This window comes from Actinoplanes sp. M2I2 (genome assembly GCF_023544445.1).
Classification (GTDB): Bacteria; Actinomycetota; Actinomycetes; order Mycobacteriales; family Micromonosporaceae; genus Actinoplanes.
In genome coordinates this window covers 48,932-71,325 of sequence record NZ_JALPVJ010000029.1, presented here as the reverse complement: position 1 = coordinate 71,325, position 22,394 = coordinate 48,932, and the positions used below count along the sequence as shown (strand labels likewise).

The window sequence follows — 22,394 nt, the reverse complement described above, 5'->3', positions numbered from 1 at the left end:
CACGACATCGGTACGACATGGTCCGCACCAATCTCAGGTACCGGCCCCGGCCCAAACCACATGCAGGACACGAGGAGGAACCACCGATGACCATGATCGCTTCTCTGCTGGCGGTGCTCGTCCCGGCGAGCGCCACCCTCGACACGATCGACGCGCATCTAGCCGCGCCCCTGCACTTCCTACCCGTTGACCGCTACCGGCTCGGCGGCGAATTCACCGGCCTTTGGGACCCCGACTACGACCCGCGCCGCGACCCGGCCAACTGGCGCCGGTGCCCGCACTGCGCAGGCACCGGCCAGGCCTGTCCGGGGTGCGCCGACGCCGAACCCGCTGGTCGCGACCCCGGCACCGTCCTGGCCGCCAGCAGCCAGTGGGTCCCGCATTCTGGCGACCTGATCCCGCTGCCCCGGCTGCTCAACCCTCAGTTCCGGTTTCCGGCAGGCGACCAGCTCGCTACCGAGCGGGAGACAACCGCACCGGACCTGTACGCCGACCGTTTCTTCGGGTTTCGAGCACTGGACAAGGCAGCATCCGGTGCCGTCTCCACCGGACTGCGAACCGTTCTGCAGGCGATACTCTCCGGCCACATGGACAACGCCCTGGTCGCTGCCGCCGACTGGCAGATCGCGGTCGTCGCCGCCCACATCACCGACCGTCAAAAACGGGCGGCACTGCCCGGCCTGGGATCGCTGGTGCAGATCATCGACCCGCAACACCGGCACGGCGAAGCCCCCGACCAGCTCTACGTCGTCCGCGACGACTTCAACGCCCCCGACCACTACGACCTGGTGAGCCTCGGCGATCTCGGACCGAATGTCCCCGGCTACGCACTCACCGAAATCGATCCAGCTCGCGTCCGCTTACTCCCGGCACCGGACGGCGCGCTGCCGTACCCGCCGGGCATCACCGACGCTGACAGCTGATCCGACGACCGACCACCATCGCCAGACCCAAGTGCCTTTACGGCTTGGACCGACCGTCTGGGCGCTGCCCTTGGCCAGCTGCGCCCAACGCGGAGCCGGCCCGACCGCTATCACCGTGAACCTTCACGCCTGGACTCGAAACCGTCCACCCGGTGCCGGCGCCGCTGCGGCCCAAACTGGCATTAACACGCGACGCGAATACGGCTGTGCCTGCGGGATCGCCGTCTCCGGTCGCCACGCTAAAGCGTCAATTCAATTATCGAAGGAGAATCCCGTCATGCCGAGCATGGAGGAACTACTGCAACAACAGGTCGAAATCATCGACCGCGTGGGCTGGTCCGTCGTGCACGTCTTTCCCGCCCCCGACGACCCGCCCACCGATGTCGCGTTCACCTACACCGTCGGCCTCACCGCCCACGATCACCCGGAACTCATCCTCGCCGGCTTTCCACCGCAGATCGCGCAGAGCCTGCTGAACGACCTCGGCCGCCGAGTCTTCGACCAGACAGCCCGGTTTTCCCACGGCGAGCGACTCAGCGATGTCCTGGTCGGCTACGACACAATCATCATCGACGGCTCTTCGAACGACGCCCTGCATCCCGGCATCGCGTTCGCCCTCTACGGCCGCGACAAGGTACGCCTGCAGCAACTGGTCTGGCCCGACCAGCACGGCCAGTTCCCATGGGAGAACGGCTACGGGTATCCGCCGCACACCCAGCCCTTGATCGCGAGCCCAGAAACTCTGCTGCCCGCAGAGGAAAGCAGACAGTGAAGCCCCGGGCGTGCGCGATGCCAGGAGGTCCTCCAGCGCCAGTCTCATCCGGGCATCGTTCCCGCGAACGAAGCCAGATGAGAAGGGCGACCTGAGCGGCCTGAACTGCACTGCGCAGTTCAGGCCCGTCAACGTCGCACGACCCCCTAGATCCCGCATGGCGGCACACTTCTTCACTGCCCGCCGACCGCGCGCGGTCGGCGGCAGATGAGTAAATCACCTGCGAGAAAGGGAATTTCGGTGTCGACAGGGGCCGGAGTTCAGCTGTCGCGTCATCCGCCGAACACGCGCCAGCCGTGGCGGTACATGCGCCACGTCCAGATCGCGCCGACGGCGAAGCCGACGAAAAGGGCGAGCGGCACCGTTGAGATGGTGTCGGTGCGCGGGCCTATCAGGTAGGCGAGTCCGAAACCAGCGAGACCAACCAGGAGGCCGACGCCTGCAGCCAGCAGCAGATTGCCCGATCCAGCGGCGCGAACCCGAGACTCCGTCATGACGAGTACCGATACCCCGCGCACGGAGGGCGCAACCACACGCAGCAGCGATAACCACGGCCGCTGTTACGACAAGGTCCCCGGCTGGGGTATCACGGCGATCGGGCGGGTCAGTTGCTGACGCATTCTCATCGGCAGGGAACTGGCAAATCGTCTATCAACACGGAGGATAAGCACATTATCGATCATGGGGGGCCATTCGCGGTTGGCCGTCACGGTTCGGTCGGGGGTTGGGCCGCATTGCGCCGTGGTTTCTGGTGCAGGTCGGCGATGAGTTGGTCGGCGAGGCCGATGGTTTGGTCGTCGGGTTCGGCGTCGATCTCGGCGAGTGCTCGGGTCAGGTCTCGGCGTAGGGCTCGGATGGCGTCGAGGTGGCCGAGTTCGGCGTAGGCGTGCATGGCGTCCTGGTACAGCTGTTCGCTGTAGGGGCTGTGCGCGATGGCGGCTGCGAGCACTTGGGCCCGGGCGTTGGGGTTGCCGGTGAGGGCGTCGGCTAGGGCGAGGTGGGCGTCGAGGGCTTGCTGGCGGATGGCTTCGCGGTAGGGCTCAGCCCATTCGTAGTCGGTGTCTTCGGCCAGTGGGCCTCGGTAAAGCTTGACGACTCGGTGCAGCGCGTTGATGCGTTGCGGTGTGTCGGTGGCCTGCTGGGCTTCGCGGATCGCGGCGCGCATTTGCCACAGGTCGATGGTGATGGTGTCGGGGTTGAGGGTGTAGCGGCGCTGCGGGTGGGTGAGGTAGGTGCCGGGTCCACCGATGCGGCGCATGACGGCGCGTAGGTCGGAGACGTAGGTGTAGAGGCGTTCGGGGGCTTTGCTGGTCGGGGCGTCAGGCAGCAGATCTTCGAGGATGGCGTCGACGGTGGCGCTGCCGTCGTTCACGGCGAGGTAGACGAGCAGCTCGAGGGCTTTCTTGCGGGGTGTCCGGTCGGGGTTGACGGCCACGATGCCGGCCGTTCCGAGCACGGTGACCTCGACGTGTCCCGGTGGTGAGTCATCGGTGCCGGGCGGAGCAGGCGGATGGTCGCTGGTGAAGCTGGTGTCGGGGTCGGGCCACCGCAAGGCCGCGTCGACGTCGGCGTACCGGCCGGCCGCAGCGGCGTTATGGACGGCCGTGGGTGCGGTATCGGGCTCGGTGGTAGCGGGCTCGCTGGTGGCCGGTGGTGCCGCGGGTGTGGTGTCGGTGGGGGTGAGGGTTGCTCGGCCGGTGTCGGTGAGCCGCCACAGGGTGCGTCCGGTGTCGGTGCGCACGGTTTCGGTGTGGCCGTCGTGTTCGTGCTGGATCAGTTCGGCGGTGGCCGTCGGGTAGGACACGGTGAGGTGGGCCGCGACGGCTGCGGCAGTCGTTTCGCCGAGGTTGGCCAGGGCGTGCAGCACGCGGTCCGGCCGAACGTGAGTCTGGCCGTCGTCGCTGGTGGCCGCCGCCGGCACGACTGCGGTGGACGGTCGCTGCTGCTTCCCGGCCGGCGCCAGCGGCAGGCCGGTGTGCGACTCGATCACCGTGGTGATCACCGCGAGGGCGTCGGCCTGCGTGAGGACGGCGATGCGGCCGAGGTCGGCCAATGGACCGCTGTGGTGGCTGGCGGCTACTGGTGTGGTGGATCCGTCGGTGTTCACGACGAGGGTGTCGCCGGTGGTCCAGGCACCGAGCAGAATGCCGTGGATATCGAGGCGGTGGCCTTGGGCGAGCAGGGCGGTCATGCGCATGTGGTCCCGGCTGTCGGTCGCGTCGGCCAGCAGCAAAATCGGCGGGGCCGGTTCTTCATGTGGGTCGGTGATGCGCAGGTCGGCGATGCTGTCCACCTGGTGGTCGTCGATCAGCCGGGTGCGCTGCAGGACGTGATGTTCCAGCAGGTTGAGGGCGTCGGCGAGATCAGCGGTGATGGTCATGCGAGGTGTGGCGGGCAGGGTATCGGCAGCGGAGCCGAACAGGGTGGCCGCGGTGGTGGCGGGTAGTACGACCTGTGCCGGTGGTGCTTGGGGGTCGCGGTCGGCCAGAGCGGCGGCCAGGAAACCGCGGGCGGCGGGTTCGGCGCCAGGCCCTGTCAGGCCGAGCCCGGATGCCGGCCAGGCGACAGCCGCGGGATTGGTCAGCGTCGGTGTGACCGGCCGGGCCGGTGCGATGCCGGATTGCGGCCGAGGTGACCCGGTACCGCCGGCGGCCGCGTGCCCGGTGCCGGGATCACCGCCGTCAGGCTCGTCGGTTTCAGTGGTGTGGGCAGGGACCAGGTCGGTCGCGGTGGGTGTGGATGCGGTGGCGGGTTCGACCGTGATGCGTAGCCGGCGCCGGATGTCGGTGACTGCGCGCGGCAGCGCGGTCAGGTCGGGGTCGTCGAGTCGCAGTTCAGGAGTGAGCGGGTGGCGGCGGTAGCGGCGGCGACGGTGCGCCCAGACCAAGGCGGCAGCGGCCGCAACTGCGGTTGCCAGGCCCAGATCCAGCCAACTGCCGGTAGCCAGCTGCACGCCCGGCGGCGCAGCGCGGCGCGCCGCGTCCCCGGCCGGCGGCTCGGCACCCGACGACTGGGGACCCGAGGCGTTGCCTTCGGCGGGCGCGGCGGTCGGCTCCGGAAGGGTGTTGCCGTCGCTGGATGCGCCAGGGTGCGCAGGGGTTGCAGCTGCAGAAGGGCCGGCCGGGACCGCGGTCGGTGCCGGCTGCGCTGGCTGCGGATCGTTGGCGGACGGCCCGGGTGACGGTGTGTTGTTGCCGTCTCGGGTTGGCGGCCGGTGGCGTGGCGAGTCCGGGGCGGCTGCCTCGGTCGGCAACTGCAACGTCCAGCCGGGGTAGATGAGGTCCGGGTCGGTGAAGGTCCCGCCGATGTCGTCGAAGTACCGGCCTTCGTTGAGCGCGAAGATCGCCGGCCATTGGTTTTCGTCGCCGAGGCACCGCTCGGCGATGCTCGACAGGGTGTCGCCGTCCCGGACGACGACCTGGACCAGGCTAGAGCCCGCCGCCTGGGCTGCCGAGGTGGCGGATGGTGGCGGCTGGTGACCAGTGCGCGTGCCGGCGGAGAGGTCGTGGGTATCGCCCACGGTCGCCGGCACCGGTGCGGCGTGAGCGGCGGTCGCCGCCAGCGGCGCGGTCAGGGCGGTGGCGCCGACGATGGTCGCGGCCAGGCCCTGCATCGGCGCGGGAAGCCGCCCGACGAGCCGGTGCCAGCGAACCCGCGCGGCCCGGCGCCCGATCGCGGCCACGACCAGGCCGGCGACCGCGCCCCAGATGAGCCAGACCGCGATCCAGGCGGTGATGGCCGCGTTACCCGGCTCCAGCGGACCCTGCAGCCAGGCTTGGACCTTCGGCGCCGAGGGAGTCTGGTGCGGGACTCCGCCGGCGGCGGCGAACGCTGAAGGAACGCCCAGGAGCAGAAGCGCCGCTGCCATTGCCCACCGTAGGGCAGCTATCAACCGGAACATTTCCGATGTTCCTCCTGTCCTCGGGAAAGGCGCGGGTATGCGGACGTGCTCGGCCGTACGTCGTCGTTCGACAGCTGCCGGCCAGGCGTTGGCGGGCGAGTTGATCCCGGTGGGCTTGCGGCCGTGGCCTGGGCAGATTCGCGTTGGGCCACCGCACGGGCCTCGAGCGGTTACCTCATCGAACGGGGCGGATCACCGCGTGGTTCAACGTGAACTACCACGCAATTGCGTCGGGTTTTTATCGGCGATCTTCTGTTTCACTGTCGTCCGTGTATCCACAGTTGACGATCGACTATGGGGCTGTCGCCACCCGGGCGGTACTCATCTGGCCGGGCGGCTGGGCACCGCTGACCTTCGCCGGGCAGGTGGAACTGTCCAGCGCCGTTCATCTGGGCGACGGGCCCATCGTTGTCGGCGCCCCAGCGTGGCAGCACGCCGAACGCGATCCCGACGGGTTCGTGGTGTCGCCGCTGCACGCGGACCTCGGTGAAGTCGAGGTGCGCGGTGCGCCGGTCGACATCGCTGACCTGGTCGTGGCGACCCTGCGCCAGGTGCGGGCCGAGGCCGCCCAGGCCGCCGGCCGGCCGGTTGCTGACGTGCGGCTGGTCGTCCCGGCCGGATGGGGGCCACGCCGGCGTACCTGGCTACGGCACACCTGCTCCACCGCCGGGCTCCCGGTGACCCGGATGATCGACATTCCCGTCGCCGTCGCGGAAGCGGCCACGCCGGTGGGGTCACCACCGCCGATGGGAACCACCGCGTTGGTCGTCGACGTGGGATCAGGCTGCGAGGCCACCGTGGTGTCCTACGGGCCAGCCGGGTGGGAGGTCCTGTCCACTCTGGTCGACCCGGACGCCGGCGGAGACGCGATCGATGCCGCCCTTACCGCCGCACTGCTCGCCGATCAGCTCGAGCCGCTTACCACGGGACAACGGTGGAGTCTGCTGGCGGCCATCCGCGCGGCGAAGCAATCTCTGAGCGGGCAACCCGCCGTCACCGTTACGCTGCCGGGCCGGGCGGCGGCCGTGGTGACCACCGCCCTGCTCCGGCAGGCGTCTGAGCCGGCCTTCGAGCAAGCCGCGGCGCTGGCAGCAACCGCGGTCAGCAACGCTGATCTGAGCTTGGTGCAGGTCAGCGCGGTGCACGTCATCGGGGCGACCGCGGCGACGCCCGGCGCGGGAGACATGATCGCCGTGAAACTCGGCCGGCCGGTGCAGGTCGCCCAGTATCCCGGTATCGCCGCGGCAGTCGGCGCCGGTGAACCGTCAATGCCCGCCGGACTCGGTCCTGAGCCGGTCACGCTGCCGCCGCTACGCCGGCTACTCGGCCTAACCTTGCCCGGGGTGGCGGCGCTGCTGCTGTACGCGCATTTCCTGCTGTCCGCCGATGCCAACAACGGCACCCCGCAACGGCCACGCCCGGGCTACTACGTGCTCGCCGCCTGGGGTGAACTCACCACCACCTGCGTACTGATCTGCGTAACAGCGCTGCAAGCTGCTGGCCTGCTGGCCGCGCTGCTCGCCCACCGGGCTCCGGTTCTGGGCCGACCCGGCGTGCCACCATCGCAGATCGCCGGCGGGCTGCTCGCTGCGGCCGCGATCAGCACCGCAGCAGCAGGGCTGCTCGCTGTCACAGCGGCTGAACTCTTCGCTCAGCCGATGTCCACACTCATGCGATGGGCCCTGCTGCCGATACTGCCCCTCCTTGCCACCGCCATCACACTGGCGGCGCTCAGCCGGCGGCTGCCCCAACCACCAGCGGGAGGATGGGACCGGGTCCTCACCTTCCCCGCCAGCTCGGTGATCACCTCAGCAGTCGGCATCGCCGCCGTCGCCCTATGGTGGCAAGGCCCACTACCCGCCACCCTCAACGGATGGGGCGCCGCCCTCGGCACGGCCGGCGGACTGCTCACCGGTATCGCCATCGCCTGCGCCTTGCTACGACATCCGGCTGGACGCATCATGCTGGCCGTACCGGCCGGGTTCTTCACCCTGATCTTGTCGCGCTCCGGCCCGGACACTATCGCCGTCTTGTACGCGCTCGCCGTGGCGGCTTGCTACGGCATGCGCAGCTGGACGCTCTACCACCGTCCCGAGCCCCCAGGCGCCTACGCCGTCCAGACCTAAACCCACTATCAGCAACAGCACTAATGACCCGGTGAACGCGACACGGAAACGCCGCCCGCGTAGAGGTCGACATGAGTCGTGAAATAGCCATGGGCATGCAAGAACATTCATCTTGCCTTGACTACGGTATGACGGCGGCTGCCCACCGTATACACGCGACTAACCGCGGTATTAGGCGCGCCAGAGCTCTGGGAAATCGCAGCATAGCCTGCATCACTCTGCATAGGGCCTGTGTTGATTAGCAGACGCGTCACGCCTTATTTAGCTTGATGTTCACTTCCGATGACGGCTGAGACAACCCCCGATGGGAGCACCGCCGCTCATGTTGCCGTTCGACACGGTTCACGCGATCACCGAGCGGCTAATGGCGTGCGCCACGTCGGAGCTTACGAGAACCCTCGGCCAAGGATTCTCCTACTGATCACGCACGATGTGGTCGGGTACGGGGGTGGCGCACCCCGAATGCATGTCCGTCGGCTCACAGTCACCACGTCCCTGCCCGCACGGAGCCCACTCAAATATTCTGGCGCCGCGGCTCACTGGTTGTCAGCGGCAGCGCGATCCGACGTCTGGGATCGCCGGGTAGTGGCGGCGGCGGCGGGCTACGACGAACCTAGCGACGACGACAGTGTGGGCGGCTTGGTCCAATTGGCTTGACGCCCTGGATGTCGACGGCCGGGCCTACCGGTTGAGCTGGCTGACGCGACGTCAGACCCCGATGTGATCATCAAGGACCACCCAGGGCATCGACCCGACGGTGCCTGACCCATGCTGTCCCAGCTCATCACGCCTGCACGCCCGCCTGAGCACTTCGGCAATGGCTCGGCACGTCGCGGGATACCGGCGGCGGTGGCAGTACTGACCGCCGGATATTCGTGGCTGGCATTGTCACGGTGAAAGCCGTCGACGCGGAAGATGCGCCGGCTGACGTCCGACCTCGTGGACACGATGACGCCCACCGGCACAAACGTCGCCTGGTGAGCAGTGAAACCGGGGCACCCCGGGAAACGAGATGAGCCTTTACAGTGAGGCCATGCCGAGGGGTTGGCGCCGTTGGCGTAGCGGTTCCCGCGGGCGGGGCTGTTGAGGAACGTCAAGAGATCTTGTTGTGCGAAGCGGCCGTGTTCGGCGTGGTACCAGCGGCGGCCGAGTTTGGTGAAGTTGGTGCCGAGGTCATAGAAAGCGTCCTGATACGCGCCGGTGAAGCGGAACGGGTTGTGTTCGTCACGGACACCGGTGGAGGACAACACCGCACCGTAGGGGTCGTAACCTGCACCGTCCGCGCCACGGTCGCGCTGACCCGCCGATCCCAACCTTGTTGAGGCCGTGACCAACGGTAGCGCCAAGACGCGATGACCCTGCTAAATCAGCAGAACGTTTCCGAACCCGAATGGCGCTGCCCGAGCCAACAGCATCAGTTGAGAACTATAGAAGCATTTCACTTCAGAATTAACTCGATCGCAGCATGCGGCTTAAGAAAGCTGCCAGTAAACGTCCATGAATGTTCGGTCAAAGATCCAACAATGGAAGAATCTTCGTTTTCCCAAATTTCCACCTCCAGAGGGGCGCTGCGCAACCAATCCATTCGCGCCTCAACTGTGTGAACGCCCGAAGTCACCTCAATTTTGTCAGAATCGCCTCGCTTCAAGCGAGCTACAATTTCTCCGTCAAGGAGAAACTTCATTCGGCGAGCAGTGCCGCCGACATCAAACCCCCGAGCTAGCCTAATAATGGGCATTTTCCACGTCCCTTCATGATGAACTTCTGAGGCGACACACCACGTTTTACGTGATGCTCGGTCAGGGAGGCAGTCGCGGACACCGTGACTCCTTCCTCTACGTTCACTTCCAGTGGCGCGCTGCGCAGCCAGTCCATCCGAGTCTGAATGATATGGGAGCCGGCCGGCACCTCGATACTTTCAGACTTGCCCTCTTAAGTCGGGTAATCAACTTTCCATCGATAAGGAATCCCATTCGCGCAAACAGGCCGCCAGCATCTAATGCTCGGGCTATCCTGATCACGGGCATCTACTACGTCCTTCATGGTCGACTTACGAGGCAATCTACAACGCATTACGTGATGGGCATCGCACGTTCGCGATGCCCATCACGCCCTACTGATATTAGCTTCGTCGCGGCGTCGGCTCTCAGCTAATAAGGCTCACCACCATATCCGTCGTTCCGGCGCTCACTGCGTCGCCATAGTTAATCGGCTTGCCCTCGGCGCGGTCTTCGCACGGCTCTGATCGAGCGCAACATGAACACGCTGTTCGGGGTTCGCTTCTTGGCCTCCGAGTACTCCACCGGGGCCCGGCACGGTGGCCGCATGGACTCTCTCGGACTCGACAAGAACGGCTCGCCGGTCATATTTGAGTACAAGCGATCTCGTGACGAGAACGTCATCAGCCAGGGTCTTTTTTATTTCGATTGGCTGATGGACTACCACGGTGAGTTCACCTTGCTTGTCATGAAAAACTTGGCGCTGCGGGCCGCCGAGGAGATTGACTGGAGCGCTCCGCGGCTCGTCTGCGTCGCCAGTGACTTCACCCGCTACGACGAGTACGCCGTGCAACAGATCAACCGGAGCATCGAGCTGGTCCGGTACCGCAACTACGGCGACGACTTCCTTGCCCTGGAACTGCTGACCGCCATCACCGGCAACGCCGCCACCACGGACTCGGGCGCGAGCCCGGCAGACAAGAAGTACTCGGGCCAGCCTCCGAGCTTGAGCGCGCCGATGACGGTGACCGAGCACCTGCAGCAAGCGCCAGAATCACTCAGACCTATACGCCGACCTGAACGTCATGCTGGAAGCGTTCGGCGACGACGTGCAGAAGACGGCGCGCAAGTTCTACGTCGCCTACCGGCGCATGAAGAACTTCGCTTGCGTCGAGGTGCACCCCCACGATCACAGCCTGCGGGTGTTCGCCAAGGTAGATCCTGCGTCGGTGGAACTTGAGGCCGGCTTTACCCGCGACGTCCGGTCCATCGGCCATTACGGGACCGGGGACCTGGAAATCCGGATCCGGGACCGGGCGAGTCTCGACCGCGCGAGTGAGCTGCTTCTGCGCAGTCGGCGGGAGGCGACTCGCGCCGCCTCCCGCCCACGATCCCTTCGGTGCCGAGGGATTCGCTGAAGCTAGGTGCCCGCGGTGGGACCCTTCCTTCGCTTAATCGTAAGCATCAGCGCCGCCCAGATCACCAGACCGGCCATTAGCAGTCCGACGACAACGTCCACGGGATTATCAAATCCGTCCAGGAACATTGAGAGGAATGTCAATGACCCTGAAATAACTATGACCCAAAGTAACTTCTGCGGAAAGCGCTTCACGCTAATTAATCCTCTCGTTAACCGCCATCTTGTCGGATCTAGTCATCAAGCAAACCTCCTGTAGGCGAACGTCAGGAGGTTCCCCCAATAGGCTCCCTGTTATCGTCATAGCAGCCGTCCAGCATACCGTATATCGAGCCGGCAAGTAGACCCACGGCCAGTACAAGGCCTATGCCCGTAGAGGAAAGTGCAGCAATTCCCCCGAAGTACCCAGCAACGGCGAGACCGCAAGTCAACCAGTCGGGGCCAAAGGGACCGAAGCCCGTCGGGTCGGTGTAGTTCACCGGGTTGCCGCCGACGTAGGCATAACGGTTCCCTAGGGCAGGGTTCGCAAGGAAGGTGAGGCTGTCTTGTTGGGTGAAGCGGCCGTGTTCGGCGTGGTACCAGCGGCGGCCGAGTTTGGTGAAGTTGGTGCCGAGGTCGTAGAAGGTGTCCTGGTAGGCGCCGGTGTAGCGGAACGGGTTGTGTTCGGCGCGGACACCGGTGGAGGACAGGACAGCGCCGTAGGGGTCGTAGGTGTAGTTCGCGACGACGGTAGCAGTGGTGTCGATGATGGCCCGGACGGTGCCGAGGCGGTCGCGGACGTAGAACATGTCTTTGGCGTCGATGGTGGCGCCGAGCAGGGTGCCCGTGCCGTCGCGGTCGACGTAGCCCTTGGTGGTGGCGCCGTCGGCGTAGTGGTAGGTGTAGGACTGGATTGTCGGTAGGCCGTTGGTGTCGGGGCGGCCGTAGACGAGGTCGGCGGTGCCGGTGGTGATGAACTCGTTCTGGTCGGGCCCGGAGTAGTAGTACCGGGTGCCGCCGTTTTCGATCATCTGGCCGGCGGCGTTGTACTTCAGCGCCGGGCTGTTCAGCCCAGCTCCGGCGAGCTGGTTACCGGTGCCGTCGTAGGAGTTGCCGGTCGTGGTGACCTGGTTGGCCGGGTTGAAGGCCAAGGTTTGGGTGGCGGTGCCGCCGCGGGTCACGGTCTTGCGGTTGCCGTTGGCGTCGTAGGTGTAGACCCACGTCGAGCCGGCGACGTTGGTGGCTTTGGTGAGCCGGTTGCCCTTGTCGTAGGTGTACTCCGAGCGCACGTCGGTGGCGTGGTTGAGTTCCCAGTTGACCAGGCCCTTGTCGGCGGTGGTGTCGCTGCAGGTGGCGTGCCCGATCGGGGTGTAGCAGCTCGACACGTCCGACACGGTGACCGGCGCGGCGGAGTTACGCACGGTGGTGATGCGTGAGAGCCGGCCGGTGGTGGCGTACGCGACGGTGGTGCGCGCCGACCAGACGGTGTTGCCCGCGTTGGTGTTGAACCAGGTGTTCTTGCGCAGGCCGTCCTTGGTGTAGTCGAAGCCGTAGCGGGTGCCGTTGACCGTCGTCATGCTCGTCAGCAGGTTCCGCGCGTCATAGACGTACCCGGTGGTGCCACGCAGGTCGGTGCTGCTGGTGACGTTACCGACCGGGTCGTGGCCGTAGAACAGGTCGCCGCCGCCGGTGGTCGCGGAGCGCTTGGTCATCTGGTTGAGCAGGTTGTACTCGAAGTACACCGTGCCGTTGCCGTCGTCACGCTGCTGCAGATACCCGCCACCGTCGTAGTTGTACCGCACCGTGGGCGTGCCGTCGGAGAACGCGATGGTGGCCGGCCGGTCGTCGTTGTCGTATGTGTACGTGACCGTGCGGCCGGCGCCGTCGGTGGCGGTCTTGAGCCGGCTGTAGCCGTCGTAGGTGTACGCGCGGCCGCCCAGCGACGACCCAGTCACCGGCGTCACGCCGGTAGCGTGCTTGGTGGTGGCCTCGTAGCCGTACTTGGTGGCGTTGGTGCCATTCGCCGGGTCGGTCGACGTGGCGACGGTGCCGTCGCTGTTGTGGCTGACCTTCGCCTCGGCCGCCAGCGCGTCCTTGGTGCTGGTGTGGTTGCCCTTGGCGTCGTAGCCGCTCGTGCTGACGTTGCCCTGACGGTCGGTCGACGACGACGACTGGAAGTTCGCCGTCGGGTTGGCTGCGGTCGCCGGGTTCGCGTAAGCCGTCGACGTTGCCGCGCCGGTCGAGGCCTTCGACGCGGTCTTCGACTGCCCGGCGTTGCTGCCGTAAGTGTTGGTCACCGAGCCGCCCTCGGCGGCGGTAGCCGACGCTACGTCGTTGAACGGCGTGTAGGTCGCCGTACGGGTGAACCCGGCCGGGTCGACGGACTGGGTGACCCGCTTGGCGGTATTCACCGTGTAGACGGTGCGCGGCACACTGGTGATCGCCTTGGACAGGTCGGTGTTCGCGTCCGCCATCAGCGTCTGCGTCGCGCTCGGGTACGCGAACCGGGTCGTGGCGCCGGTGCCGGCGGGACCGTCGATGATCTTGGTGACCGAGGTGACCCGCCGCGACGAGTCGTACGTGATCGCGGTCTTGCGCCAGTAACCGGTCGCGTTGGTCACGGTGATCCCGGCGAGGTTGCCCGCGGTGTCGTAGTCGAACGTCGTGGTCCGGTCGGTGTCCGAGCGGATCGAGGTCAGCTGCAGGTTGGCGTAGGTGTAGGTCACCTTGCGCTGCCCGGGAACGCCGTCGGCGTGCTGGGTGTAGGAGGTGATCCGGTCGTTCGCGTCGCGAGCAACGACCGCCGTGCGCGCGCTGGTCCCGCCGCGGTTCGACGTGATCGCGGTTTCCCGGTCAGTGTCATCGAGCACGATGTCGGTGACGTTGCCGTTGCGGTCGGTCCAGTTGGTCAGCACACCGGCGGCGTTGAAGGTCAGCTTGCGACCACCGTTCTCCTGCAGCGTCCACCCGCTGACCGCGCCCTTGGCAAGCTTGCCCTTGAACTCGCCGGGCGTGGTGTACGTGGACGCTCCGGCGGCGGTGGGCTTGAACACCCCGGTCACGCCGTCGGCGGCCACATAGGTCACCGACCCGTCGCCGGCCGCAACGAGTTTGACGTCGGTGCCCACCCGGGCCTTCCAGCCCTTGCTGAACGACCCGGCGTCGATGTCGGAGCCGACGAACAGGCTGTTGTACGCCATACCCAGCTGCACATCATCTTTGATGCCGGGCAGCTTCAGGTCGGAGCTCTGCACCAGCAAGTTGCCCGAACCGACATTGACCCGCGCCTGAATGCGGTCGGAGATCTCGAACGGCACAAGCGTGGCCTGCTTAGCCGGCCCCGTGCCCACCGGCGCGGCGGCCAGGGCGGCGGCCCTTGCCGCCGTCGACTCGGCCAGCAGCAGCTTGCCGGTCGATCGCGTTGACGGCTTCGCCTGACCGATCCCCGGCTGGGTGATCGGATCGACGGTGGCGCGAGGCCGCGCCGGCGGCGCGACCGGCACCTTCCCCGACGGCGCCGAGGCGGCCGGTGCCGAAGGATCAGCCGATGGTTCGGCCGATGCGGGCACCGAGATGGTGACGGTCGCGGCGGTGACCGCAACCGTCAGAGGAATAGACCAGCGTCGTACAGCGCGCGGGATGCGCAGCATGTGCTCTCCAGAGCATTTGGAGCACCGCGACATCGACGATCATCACGGTTGTCGACACGCAAAGTAGTGAAACCGTCGCCCACCGCGCTACACCGCGAATCATCCTTTTCGGATGTTTGCACTATAACGTCGGCTCTAAATTCATGACTTATATCATGGCCTTTAAAGGTTTAGGCTTCCCCCAACCTATTCACCTGCGTGTTTACGCCTGCAACTCCACAACTGACCGCAAGAACCAGACAGCATCGCCCACAACGGCCCGCATCCTCGGACGCGATGACGCGTCAGCCGGCGACCTGCTCGGCGAACATCCAAATTCCGCGAAGCTATTGACAAGAAAGGATCAGCGCACTATCTGCACTCTTAACGTGGTCTGTTGAATCGACGCGATCAGCGGGTGCGGCGGAGCTCCCTCGCAGACGGCCGCCGCCCCGTGTGTGCCCCACGGTGACGGGTGGTCCATCACGGAAACAGGTGACGGCTGACCGCTGCATGACCAGCCGTCCATCCGTTCGCAACTGCTAAGCAGCGCCGATCCACCTCGCTCAGGTTGAATGCCCGGGTTGATCGCGCAGTCAGTAGCGACAGGGGCAGAGTGTTGACCGACGACGACCGGTACTGGATGGGGCCTGACGAGGGTCGTTCCCCATCTCCAGCCCAACCGCCGCCAGTTGCCGCCGAGGCTCAGACCGCACCGGGCGTACCGTCGGTGACGCACGCGAAAGGCGACGCTGCCCCAGCCCTGCGTGCATCCGCGTTCGGACGGGTGCCGGAGCAAACCCGCCCGTCGACTGCAGCCGAGCAGCGGCCGCCCACAGTTTTGTGGCGGCGGCGGTGGGCGCTGCCGACCGCGATCGCTATCGTCGCCACGCTCGTCGGCGGCGGTGCGCTGGTAGCGTCCCGTGCCGGTGACGACCGACCCGGGACCCCGGTCCGGGCCGTCACCACTAGGGTGAAGACCATAGGCGAATTGAATTACGGCGTGCGCGATCGGGTGGTCAACGCCATCGCACAGCGACGCTCGGCGGCGCTGCGCGACGGTGACCTGGCCGCGTGGCTAGCTGATATCGCACCGACCGCCACGAAGATCATCGCGCAGGAACGGATGCGGTTCGCCAACCTACGGCAACTCGACCTGAACTCGTTCGATCTGCTCCCCCATGACTACTCGATCGGCCTGTTCGACGACGCTGACCCCAACACCATCAAGGTGGCGGTCTTCGAGATCATGCGACTGTCGGCCGACGTCCAGCGGTCGGCCTCGCATGCTCACTGGTCGCTGACGTTCGACGGCGAGCGCGCGCAGATCACCGGCATCACCGTGCAGATTGATGAGAAGTTCGTCAGCAACGCCCCGTGGGACTTCCTGCCGCTGCGCTCAGCCCGCGGCGCCGGAGTCACCGTGTACGCGGCCGCGGACGGCCGCTGGGATCCACGGGCGTACCTACCCGCCGCGCAACGCGCTGCCCGGCAGACCCGCGCCCTGTGGGGTAAGCGGCTCGCCGTGCCCGGATTCGTGGTCTTCCTTGCCGACCGGACGCAGTACACCACGTGGTACAGCACCGGCGTGTCCCCCGGCGAATCGGTAGGGTTCACCAGTTTCGCTCCGGTCATCACCGCCGACGGCCTGTCACCGTTCGCCAAGCCGAACCCCACCGTTCTGCACGCACCGAACGAGCCGTCGTGGATCGAACGCTCCGCCGGCTCCCGGATCGTGCTGGACATGAGCCGGCTCGCCGGCACCCGAGATCTGCAGTCAGTGCTCCTGCACGAGTTCGCCCACGGCATCGCACCGCACCTGGTCGAGTTCAAACGATTCGACTTCGGACCGGCAGGGACCACCAACCAAGCGATCTGGCCCGTCGAAGGCTTCGCGCGCTGGGTCGAATTCCTCGACCAGCCCCACTACGGCACATCAGCGATGCGCAGCGTGCGGACCGGCCGAGCGAAGTACAAACCGGCTGGACCGCTGCCAGCCAGCGAAGGCTTCTACTCCGGCGACGCCAAGCAGCGCAGCTACAACTACAACCTCAGCGCGTCGCCGTTCCTCGCAGCCGAGCAGACCGGCGGCCGGCAGAAGGCCGTCGACCTCTACATATGCTTGACCAACAGCCGCGAGTTCCTGGCCGACAGCGAACTGTTCATCAACGTCTGCGTCACCGGGGTCGGCTTAGGTCCCGTCCGGTTCTGGTCACGCCAGCACGAGCTGACCCGATGAAACGACCTACTGGAGCCAGGCTGCTCCACCTTCCTCACCACAGCTGCTCCTCGAGCGTGGCAAGACGACCTCTCGACGCACCGCGACCGCCCAGCACCGCCCGCCTCGACGTCCGCTGCCCCGCCAAGAATTACGGTCGAAACCTCGTCTGCTGACAGAATCGCTGTTATCGACCCACCCAGCGGGCGGCACGTCGTCGAGTCACGCCGACGACAAGCCATGGACGAGGCGCGATCGAGATCAGATTCCCGGCTAGCCGTTCGCCCCCTTCATCCTGACCGCTCCAGCAGCGGATCCGGCCGACAAAAGCACAATGTCTTCCCCCCGACTGTCGGACCGTGGCGAAGCTGGGTTGTCCCGCCAGACCCTGTCGCTGCAGACGACGTCCACATCGCCGGCGAGACTCGCATCATCCTTCGCTTCGGTCGCGGTGGTCATCCAGCACATGCAAGGCGGCGTCTCGCAATGTGCGTGGGGCAGCCGCCGCCCTTGCACCGCCTGACCGAGGCCGAGCGGCTCTCTGCCGGCGAGCCGGCAAACGGCGCAGACACGGCTCTGGATCTTCATAGGTTCATCATCCGGACACCAGCGGGAGTGCCACCGGGTCTCAGACTGGTGGGCCAGTGCGGACAGTTGCCGCCACGGTGGCCCGTCAACCCCGGGCTTCCGGGCCATCTCGTGGAACGTGCGGGCGGCAAGCTCTTAGTCGCTGCCGGCTGACGGCCGAAGCCGCAGCTCAACCCGCGAGTTTCCATAACACTGCCGCCGGTGCTGGCTCGCATCGATGCGGTTGATGAGCCGCCGTTCAGCCGACAGATAGGCATCCCGGTCGGTGGACATGTTCGTCAGACGCGCGAGAATTTGCTTGCACTACTGCCTCAGTAGCTTCGCTTCCGTGCGGGCGCGGTCCGCCTCGACGGTGAGCGCGAACAGGCGGCCACCGCTCTGACGGTTGCGCCACCGTGCATGCCAGTCGACTCGGCACCTACGCGTTGCTGACCCTGCAGTATTGCTTATCGGGTGTTGGTAGTCGCAGCTGATCTTTCAGACGCTTCAGATTGAGATCATCACTGATGATCGCGAGTATCTGGGTGAGGATCCCAAGCCCGACCGCAGTCATAGCGGAGCGCGCTGGTCCTCGCCCTTTGGGTAGGAGCGGCAATGGCTAGCGCCGTAGCCTCAGCCATTGCTTCTGCTGCTGCGCTCCGATGAAGCGCGCGTGGGCTAGAAGGCAGGCTCGCCGTCACGAGGAGTCGCTGCCACCAGCGGAGCGGCAGCGCCACCGCGGGGCTGGCGTCACCGTCAGGCCGTCGAACTTGCCGCTTCCTGCCCCGCTACCGCTGCAACCCGTTGCTACCGCCCACTCACGGGAGGCGCCAAATCTGCTGCCGGAGCGGGTCATGTACTGGACGTTCACCGTGACATCGCGCAGCGAAGGGCCGATCTGGTTGACCTCGAACGCGAGGGTTATCGAGCCAAATTTTCTTCGTTTTGCCACTTCCGGGCCACTTGCAAGGTAACTTGTTGACGCAGGTACGACAAGGTAACTTGGTATGCGTGGAGCCTGTCATCGCCGAGAGCGCTCGTAAGCACGATGTCTCTGACGAAGACATGCTGCATGCGTTCCGCAACTCGATCAGATGGTTCGACGTTGGGGAGGGCATGGAGATGCTTGTCGGCGCCGACCGTGCGACGCGGCTCCTTGAGGTCGGAGTGGTCCGCGCGGACGGCGGAATCACCGTCATCGTTCACGCGATGCCCGCTCGGCCCAAGTTTCTGAGGGGGATGTAACCATGCCGCGCAGTGTCGAGGAAATTCTGCAGCATGCGGACGAGTTGGCCCGCAAGTTCGAGGAAGCGGAGCCGGTCGATAGCGACGAGCCCAGGGCAGAAGCCCTGGCGGCGATTCACCGCGCATACCTTTCCTATACACAGGCGCTCGCTGGCCTGGCCGAAGCTATTCGAGCGGCACGGGTCATCGGAGTTCCCTGGAAGGCGATCGGGACGCTCGTAGGAACGAGCGGCGAGGCGGCTCGGCAGCGCTACGGCGGTGGTGGGCAGCCCTTTCCGGCAGTTCCCCGACAGCGACGACGAGCCGACGTAGCTGACCCCTCGAACAGCGGGACTAGAGCCAGACAGCCATCTGAGAAGTAGCTTGGACGAGCAGTCCAGCGGACCTCGCTTCGCCGTGACGGCAGCATGTCGACCTTGGCCGTGAGCCGCTCAGGCGCCCTTGCCGCGCCGATCATTTCAGCTATCCGTCTTTGTGATCGCCGCGCCGGCCTCGATCCGGCGGGTCTGAATTTCGTATGCGGCCAGGTAGATGGAGGCGAGCAGGGGTACCAAATTAAGAGCAAGCGCAGCAACGCTGGCGCCTGGCTGGCGGGTGACGGCGAGGATGGCGGCCACCAAGGTGAAGGTGGCGGTGGTCCCAATGCATACGGCGGCGATCTTCATGGGGTTAAAGTCACCACCCATTGCGAGGCTGTGCACAAATCGCGTCTTGCCGAGGTCGTCGTAGCCCACGCGCGTTTCAGTATTAAGAAAGCTCTGGCGCCTGTCGGTTTCGACGTTGACGGACTGGTGCGTCTCGTGCCTGGTGGCTGGCAAGCGGTCCGAGGACCGGTCGCCGAGCTGAGGAGCGCGGTTCGTCATCAATACCCCTAGCGTGTCGCTGATGAAGGCTCCGTTGTGTCAGGTAGCAGGCTGCCCTGTCGAACATGGTCGGCTACCGTCCAGGTCATGAGCAGGCAAGACCGGAGATCCGGTCCGGATCCGGATCGGGTGCCCCCTAGCTTCAGCGTCGCCGGCTCGCCGTCGGCCGAATCTCCTGTCGTGCAGTTCGCAGCACAGTTGCGTCTGCTACATGGCGCGGCCGGCGCCCCGACGTACGACTACCTCCAAGCTGTGATTCGCAGAAAAAATTCGGCGTTAGCCTTCAGCGCTCAGGCCTGGTCGGACTGGCTGAGGGGTAAAACGCTGCCGTCGGACTTGCGCCTCATCACGCTGATTGTCGACCATCTGCACGACCGCGCCACCCGCCGCGGTCACCAGGTGCTGAGTGCGCGCGAATTAGTTACGCTGCTTGCCGAGGCGAAAAACATCAAGCGCGTCGATCGAGGAACTACTAAGACGGCCAAGCCGGCGCCACTCCGAGTCGGCACGATGCCGCGACTGGCAGAACACTTCCAGAACCGGATGATGACCAGTGACTTTCCTGATGCGCTGATCGAAGCAGGCACCGGCTTTCTGTCGGGTATGGGTGGCGTCGGCAAGACTCAACTTGCGGCCTATCTCGCCGACCGGCTCTGGCTGAACGGCCAGTTAGACCTACTCGTATGGGTACCGGCCGCGTCTCGACAATCCATCGTGGGCATGTACGCGCAGGCGGCCGTCGATCTGGCAATTACCGGTGCAACCGGCGCTGACACGGAACGCGACGCTGCTCGCTTCCACGCTTGGCTTGCTCGGACAGACCACCGGTGGCTCGTAGTACTCGACGATCTCACCGTCGTGTCTGACCTCCGAAGCCTGTGGCCGCCGTCCTCGCCGTACGGGCGGACCCTGGTCACTACTCGCCTGCGAGCACCCGCCATGAGTGGACCAGCCCGGCACATCATCCAGATCGACCCGTTCACCGCAGACGAGTCCAACGCTTACTTGCATAACCACCTCGCCGGCGCGGAATCCCGCGACGGCTCGCCCGTTGACGACTCCAACCTGCCGCACCTGGCCGCAGACCTTAATAACCTGCCCCTCGCACTCGCTCAAGCTGCGGCTTTCATACTCAACGAACGTGTGACGTGTGCGGAGTACCGAGAGCGTTTCGCCGACCGACGCAACCGCCTCGACGACCTAGTTCCCGACCCGAACGACCCAGGTGGAATGCCCGACGATTACCACCTCACCGTAGCTACCACCCTGTCGCTGTCGATCGAGGCGGCGGACGCTGTACGCCCGATTGGTCTGGCCCGTCCACTGGCGCAGTTGGCGAGCGTACTGGACCCTGCGGGCATTCCCGAGCTGACCTTTACTACGACAGCGGCCCGCAACTGGCTCTCGGCGCAGCAACAACAAGACACAAGCGTCGAGACGGTGCGCTCGGGTTTGCAGGTGCTGCACCGTCTCAACGTCGCTACTGTCGTCTCCGACTCGGTCACTATGCACGGGCTGGTGCAGCGAGCCACCCGCGAAGCTCTCGCCGATGACGACTTCGCCGACGTGGCCTGGGCTGCCGCCGATGCCCTCCTCGAGTCGTGGCCGGCTGTTGAGCGCGATACCAGCCACGGGCGTCGGTTGCGCGCGAACGCCGATGTCTTGCGCCAGCTCGCCGGTGAGGGCCTGCTGGCTCCAGATCCTCATCAGCTTCTTCACCGGCTCCCACGCAGCCTCGCCGAGTCGGGGAACCCTGCAGGCGCTGCTGCGCTCCTAGACAGCCTGCACGCCGATGCCCGGAGCATACTTGGCCCTGACCATCCCGTTACCTTGCTCTTCGCACACGATTCCGCGGGATGGCGCGGAATCAGTGGACGCCCAGCTGAAGCCGTTGAGGCCTTCGAGCGCCATCTCGCCCAGACGGTCCGGCTTCACGGCCCTGAGTACATAGGAACCTTCATCACGCGCGGCAACCTCGCCCGATCGCAGGGCGAGGCCGGAAACCCGGCCGCTGCCGTGTACGCACTCAAGAAACTACTAGCCGACGTCGAGCGCGCGCTGGGATCTGACCACCGATACACGCTTGTCACCCGTGGCAATCTTGCCAAGTGGCAGGGGCACGCGGGCGACCCGACTGCCGCCGCGAACGCCTACGCGGGACTAGTCGAAGACTTCGTGCGGCTACTCGGGCCCGACCATCAGGACACGTTAACCACACGCCTCGACTTCGCCACATGGCTCGGGGAGGCAGGCGAGCACGAAAGTTCCATAACAGCCTTCAAACGGCTGCATGCCGAGGCCGTACGAATTCTGGGGCCTGATCACCCATACAGCCTGACGGCTCGCCATGGGCTCGGTACGCAACTGGATAGCTCCGGTAAGCACGGTCAAGCCGTCAGCGTCTATGAACAGCTACTTGTTGATCGGCTGCGAGTGCTGGGTGTGGATCACCCCGAGACTCTTGCCACCCGGAACAACTTGGCCCATGCGCTAGGTCGTACCGGCCGACCGGTGGAGGCAGCGGCAGCCCTAGAACGCCTGCTAGCCGACGTCCTGCGCGTATCGGGGCCCCGGCACCCGCATACGGCGCTCGTCGAGCAGTCCGTTGCCTATTGGCGAAGTCGGGCTGGTTAGTCATCCGAGGCAAACTGCTAAACAGGGACTGCGAGCAGCTCCCGCTCCAGGTCGGGTGACTCCCACCGAAGCCTCTCCGCGGTTGGGTTGTCGGGGCGTCCGACATCCGTTGCTGTGCCTCGCTCGCCCTTTACGCCGGCCAGCGAAGGGCCCATCGCAAGACCGTACGGCATGCTGGTCCGGTGACCGAAGATGATGCAGTCGCCTCTCTTGCCGTCTAGTCAGCGTGGGTTCCTTCGATCACGCGGCGTTGTCGGCGCCACGCCTGCCCGGTGTGTAGTTGGCTCGGCAGGGAGAGAGCGGCACGATAGCGTACGTCGGAATGACCGGCGAACGTCGCGGCCAAGGTCTCCCGGGACGCCTAACGGTCTATCGCCGAGGTAAGGCCGCTGTCAGCGGACT

Annotated in this window: 14 protein-coding genes; 7 read left to right on the top strand and 7 right to left on the bottom strand. The window is 65.8% G+C overall.

Annotated features, from left to right (window positions below; all coding sequences use genetic code 11):
• Nucleotides 1-86 precede the first annotated feature (86 nt).
• On the top strand, nucleotides 87-923 hold the full coding sequence (locus HJC40_RS39695) for a hypothetical protein (RefSeq protein WP_250008774.1): 837 nt from the start codon (nucleotides 87-89) through the stop codon (nucleotides 921-923).
• 277 nt (nucleotides 924-1,200) lie between these two features.
• Nucleotides 1,201-1,695, top strand: coding sequence for a DUF4262 domain-containing protein (locus HJC40_RS39690; protein ID WP_250008773.1), 495 nt, complete (start codon nucleotides 1,201-1,203; stop codon nucleotides 1,693-1,695).
• Between the two features lie 272 nt (nucleotides 1,696-1,967).
• On the opposite strand, the gene HJC40_RS39685 is transcribed toward HJC40_RS39690, so the two are convergent.
• Complete coding sequence (locus tag HJC40_RS39685; RefSeq protein ID WP_250008772.1) at nucleotides 1,968-2,189, bottom strand: hypothetical protein; 222 nt, start codon at nucleotides 2,187-2,189, stop codon at nucleotides 1,968-1,970.
• Between the two features lie 212 nt (nucleotides 2,190-2,401).
• Nucleotides 2,402-5,563 carry a BTAD domain-containing putative transcriptional regulator gene (locus HJC40_RS39680; RefSeq protein ID WP_250008771.1) on the bottom strand — a complete coding sequence of 1,054 codons (3,162 nt, stop codon included), beginning with the start codon at nucleotides 5,561-5,563 and terminating at the stop codon, nucleotides 2,402-2,404.
• Between the two features lie 302 nt (nucleotides 5,564-5,865).
• On the opposite strand from HJC40_RS39680, the gene HJC40_RS39675 reads away from it, so the two are divergent.
• Nucleotides 5,866-7,722, top strand: a complete 1,857-nt coding sequence (locus HJC40_RS39675) for an Hsp70 family protein (protein WP_250008770.1) — start codon at nucleotides 5,866-5,868, stop codon at nucleotides 7,720-7,722.
• Between the two features lie 602 nt (nucleotides 7,723-8,324).
• Here the strand turns inward: HJC40_RS39675 and HJC40_RS46790 are convergent.
• The 3 genes from HJC40_RS46790 to HJC40_RS46785 form a co-directional block, all read right to left on the bottom strand.
• Nucleotides 8,325-9,035 (bottom strand): RHS repeat-associated core domain-containing protein, encoded by a 711-nt coding sequence (locus tag HJC40_RS46790; RefSeq protein WP_374273655.1) that lies wholly within the window; start codon nucleotides 9,033-9,035, stop codon nucleotides 8,325-8,327.
• Between the two features lie 125 nt (nucleotides 9,036-9,160).
• Nucleotides 9,161-9,406, bottom strand: a complete 246-nt coding sequence (locus tag HJC40_RS39670; RefSeq protein WP_250008769.1) for a hypothetical protein — start codon at nucleotides 9,404-9,406, stop codon at nucleotides 9,161-9,163.
• A gap of 503 nt (nucleotides 9,407-9,909) precedes the next feature.
• Complete coding sequence (locus HJC40_RS46785) at nucleotides 9,910-10,485, bottom strand: hypothetical protein (protein ID WP_374273653.1); 576 nt, start codon at nucleotides 10,483-10,485, stop codon at nucleotides 9,910-9,912.
• Nucleotides 10,486-10,525: 40 nt separating this feature from the next.
• Between HJC40_RS46785 and HJC40_RS46780 the strand changes: the two genes are divergently transcribed.
• Nucleotides 10,526-10,858: a DUF5655 domain-containing protein gene (locus tag HJC40_RS46780; protein ID WP_374273652.1), complete on the top strand. Its 333-nt coding sequence runs from the start codon at nucleotides 10,526-10,528 to the stop codon at nucleotides 10,856-10,858.
• Nucleotides 10,859-11,123: 265 nt separating this feature from the next.
• Here the strand turns inward: HJC40_RS46780 and HJC40_RS39660 are convergent, their stop codons facing one another.
• On the bottom strand, nucleotides 11,124-14,486 hold the full coding sequence (locus HJC40_RS39660) for an RHS repeat domain-containing protein (RefSeq protein WP_250008766.1): 3,363 nt from the start codon (nucleotides 14,484-14,486) through the stop codon (nucleotides 11,124-11,126).
• A gap of 598 nt (nucleotides 14,487-15,084) precedes the next feature.
• Here HJC40_RS39660 and HJC40_RS39655 point away from each other — a divergent pair.
• The gene (locus HJC40_RS39655) at nucleotides 15,085-16,704 is read left to right on the top strand and encodes a hypothetical protein (protein WP_250008765.1); all 1,620 of its coding nucleotides are present in this window, start codon (nucleotides 15,085-15,087) and stop codon (nucleotides 16,702-16,704) included.
• 1,557 nt (nucleotides 16,705-18,261) lie between these two features.
• On the top strand, nucleotides 18,262-18,495 hold the full coding sequence (locus HJC40_RS39650) for a hypothetical protein (RefSeq protein ID WP_250008764.1): 234 nt from the start codon (nucleotides 18,262-18,264) through the stop codon (nucleotides 18,493-18,495).
• 458 nt (nucleotides 18,496-18,953) lie between these two features.
• On the opposite strand, the gene HJC40_RS39645 is transcribed toward HJC40_RS39650, so the two are convergent.
• Nucleotides 18,954-19,358, bottom strand: a complete 405-nt coding sequence (locus HJC40_RS39645; protein ID WP_250008763.1) for a hypothetical protein — start codon at nucleotides 19,356-19,358, stop codon at nucleotides 18,954-18,956.
• An 87-nt stretch (nucleotides 19,359-19,445) separates the two neighbouring features.
• Here HJC40_RS39645 and HJC40_RS39640 point away from each other — a divergent pair, with 87 nt between their 5' ends.
• Nucleotides 19,446-21,992 carry a tetratricopeptide repeat protein gene (locus HJC40_RS39640; RefSeq protein WP_250008762.1) on the top strand — a complete coding sequence of 849 codons (2,547 nt, stop codon included), beginning with the start codon at nucleotides 19,446-19,448 and terminating at the stop codon, nucleotides 21,990-21,992.
• Nucleotides 21,993-22,394 lie beyond the last annotated feature (402 nt).

What these genes read in the sequence shown, in the direction of transcription:
- HJC40_RS39640 (WP_250008762.1), top strand. Translation starts at nt 19,446, where the DNA reads ATGAGCAGGCAAGACCGGAGATCCGGTCCGGATCCGGATCGGGTGCCC.
- HJC40_RS39680 (WP_250008771.1), bottom strand. Translation starts at nt 5,563, where the DNA reads ATGGCAGCGGCGCTTCTGCTCCTGGGCGTTCCTTCAGCGTTCGCCGCC.
- HJC40_RS39645 (WP_250008763.1), bottom strand. Translation starts at nt 19,358, where the DNA reads ATGACGAACCGCGCTCCTCAGCTCGGCGACCGGTCCTCGGACCGCTTG.
- HJC40_RS46780 (WP_374273652.1), top strand. Translation starts at nt 10,526, where the DNA reads ATGCTGGAAGCGTTCGGCGACGACGTGCAGAAGACGGCGCGCAAGTTC.
- HJC40_RS39660 (WP_250008766.1), bottom strand. Translation starts at nt 14,486, where the DNA reads ATGCTGCGCATCCCGCGCGCTGTACGACGCTGGTCTATTCCTCTGACG.
- HJC40_RS39685 (WP_250008772.1), bottom strand. Translation starts at nt 2,189, where the DNA reads ATGACGGAGTCTCGGGTTCGCGCCGCTGGATCGGGCAATCTGCTGCTG.
- HJC40_RS39695 (WP_250008774.1), top strand. Translation starts at nt 87, where the DNA reads ATGACCATGATCGCTTCTCTGCTGGCGGTGCTCGTCCCGGCGAGCGCC.
- HJC40_RS39690 (WP_250008773.1), top strand. Translation starts at nt 1,201, where the DNA reads ATGCCGAGCATGGAGGAACTACTGCAACAACAGGTCGAAATCATCGAC.
- HJC40_RS39670 (WP_250008769.1), bottom strand. Translation starts at nt 9,406, where the DNA reads ATGAAGTTTCTCCTTGACGGAGAAATTGTAGCTCGCTTGAAGCGAGGC.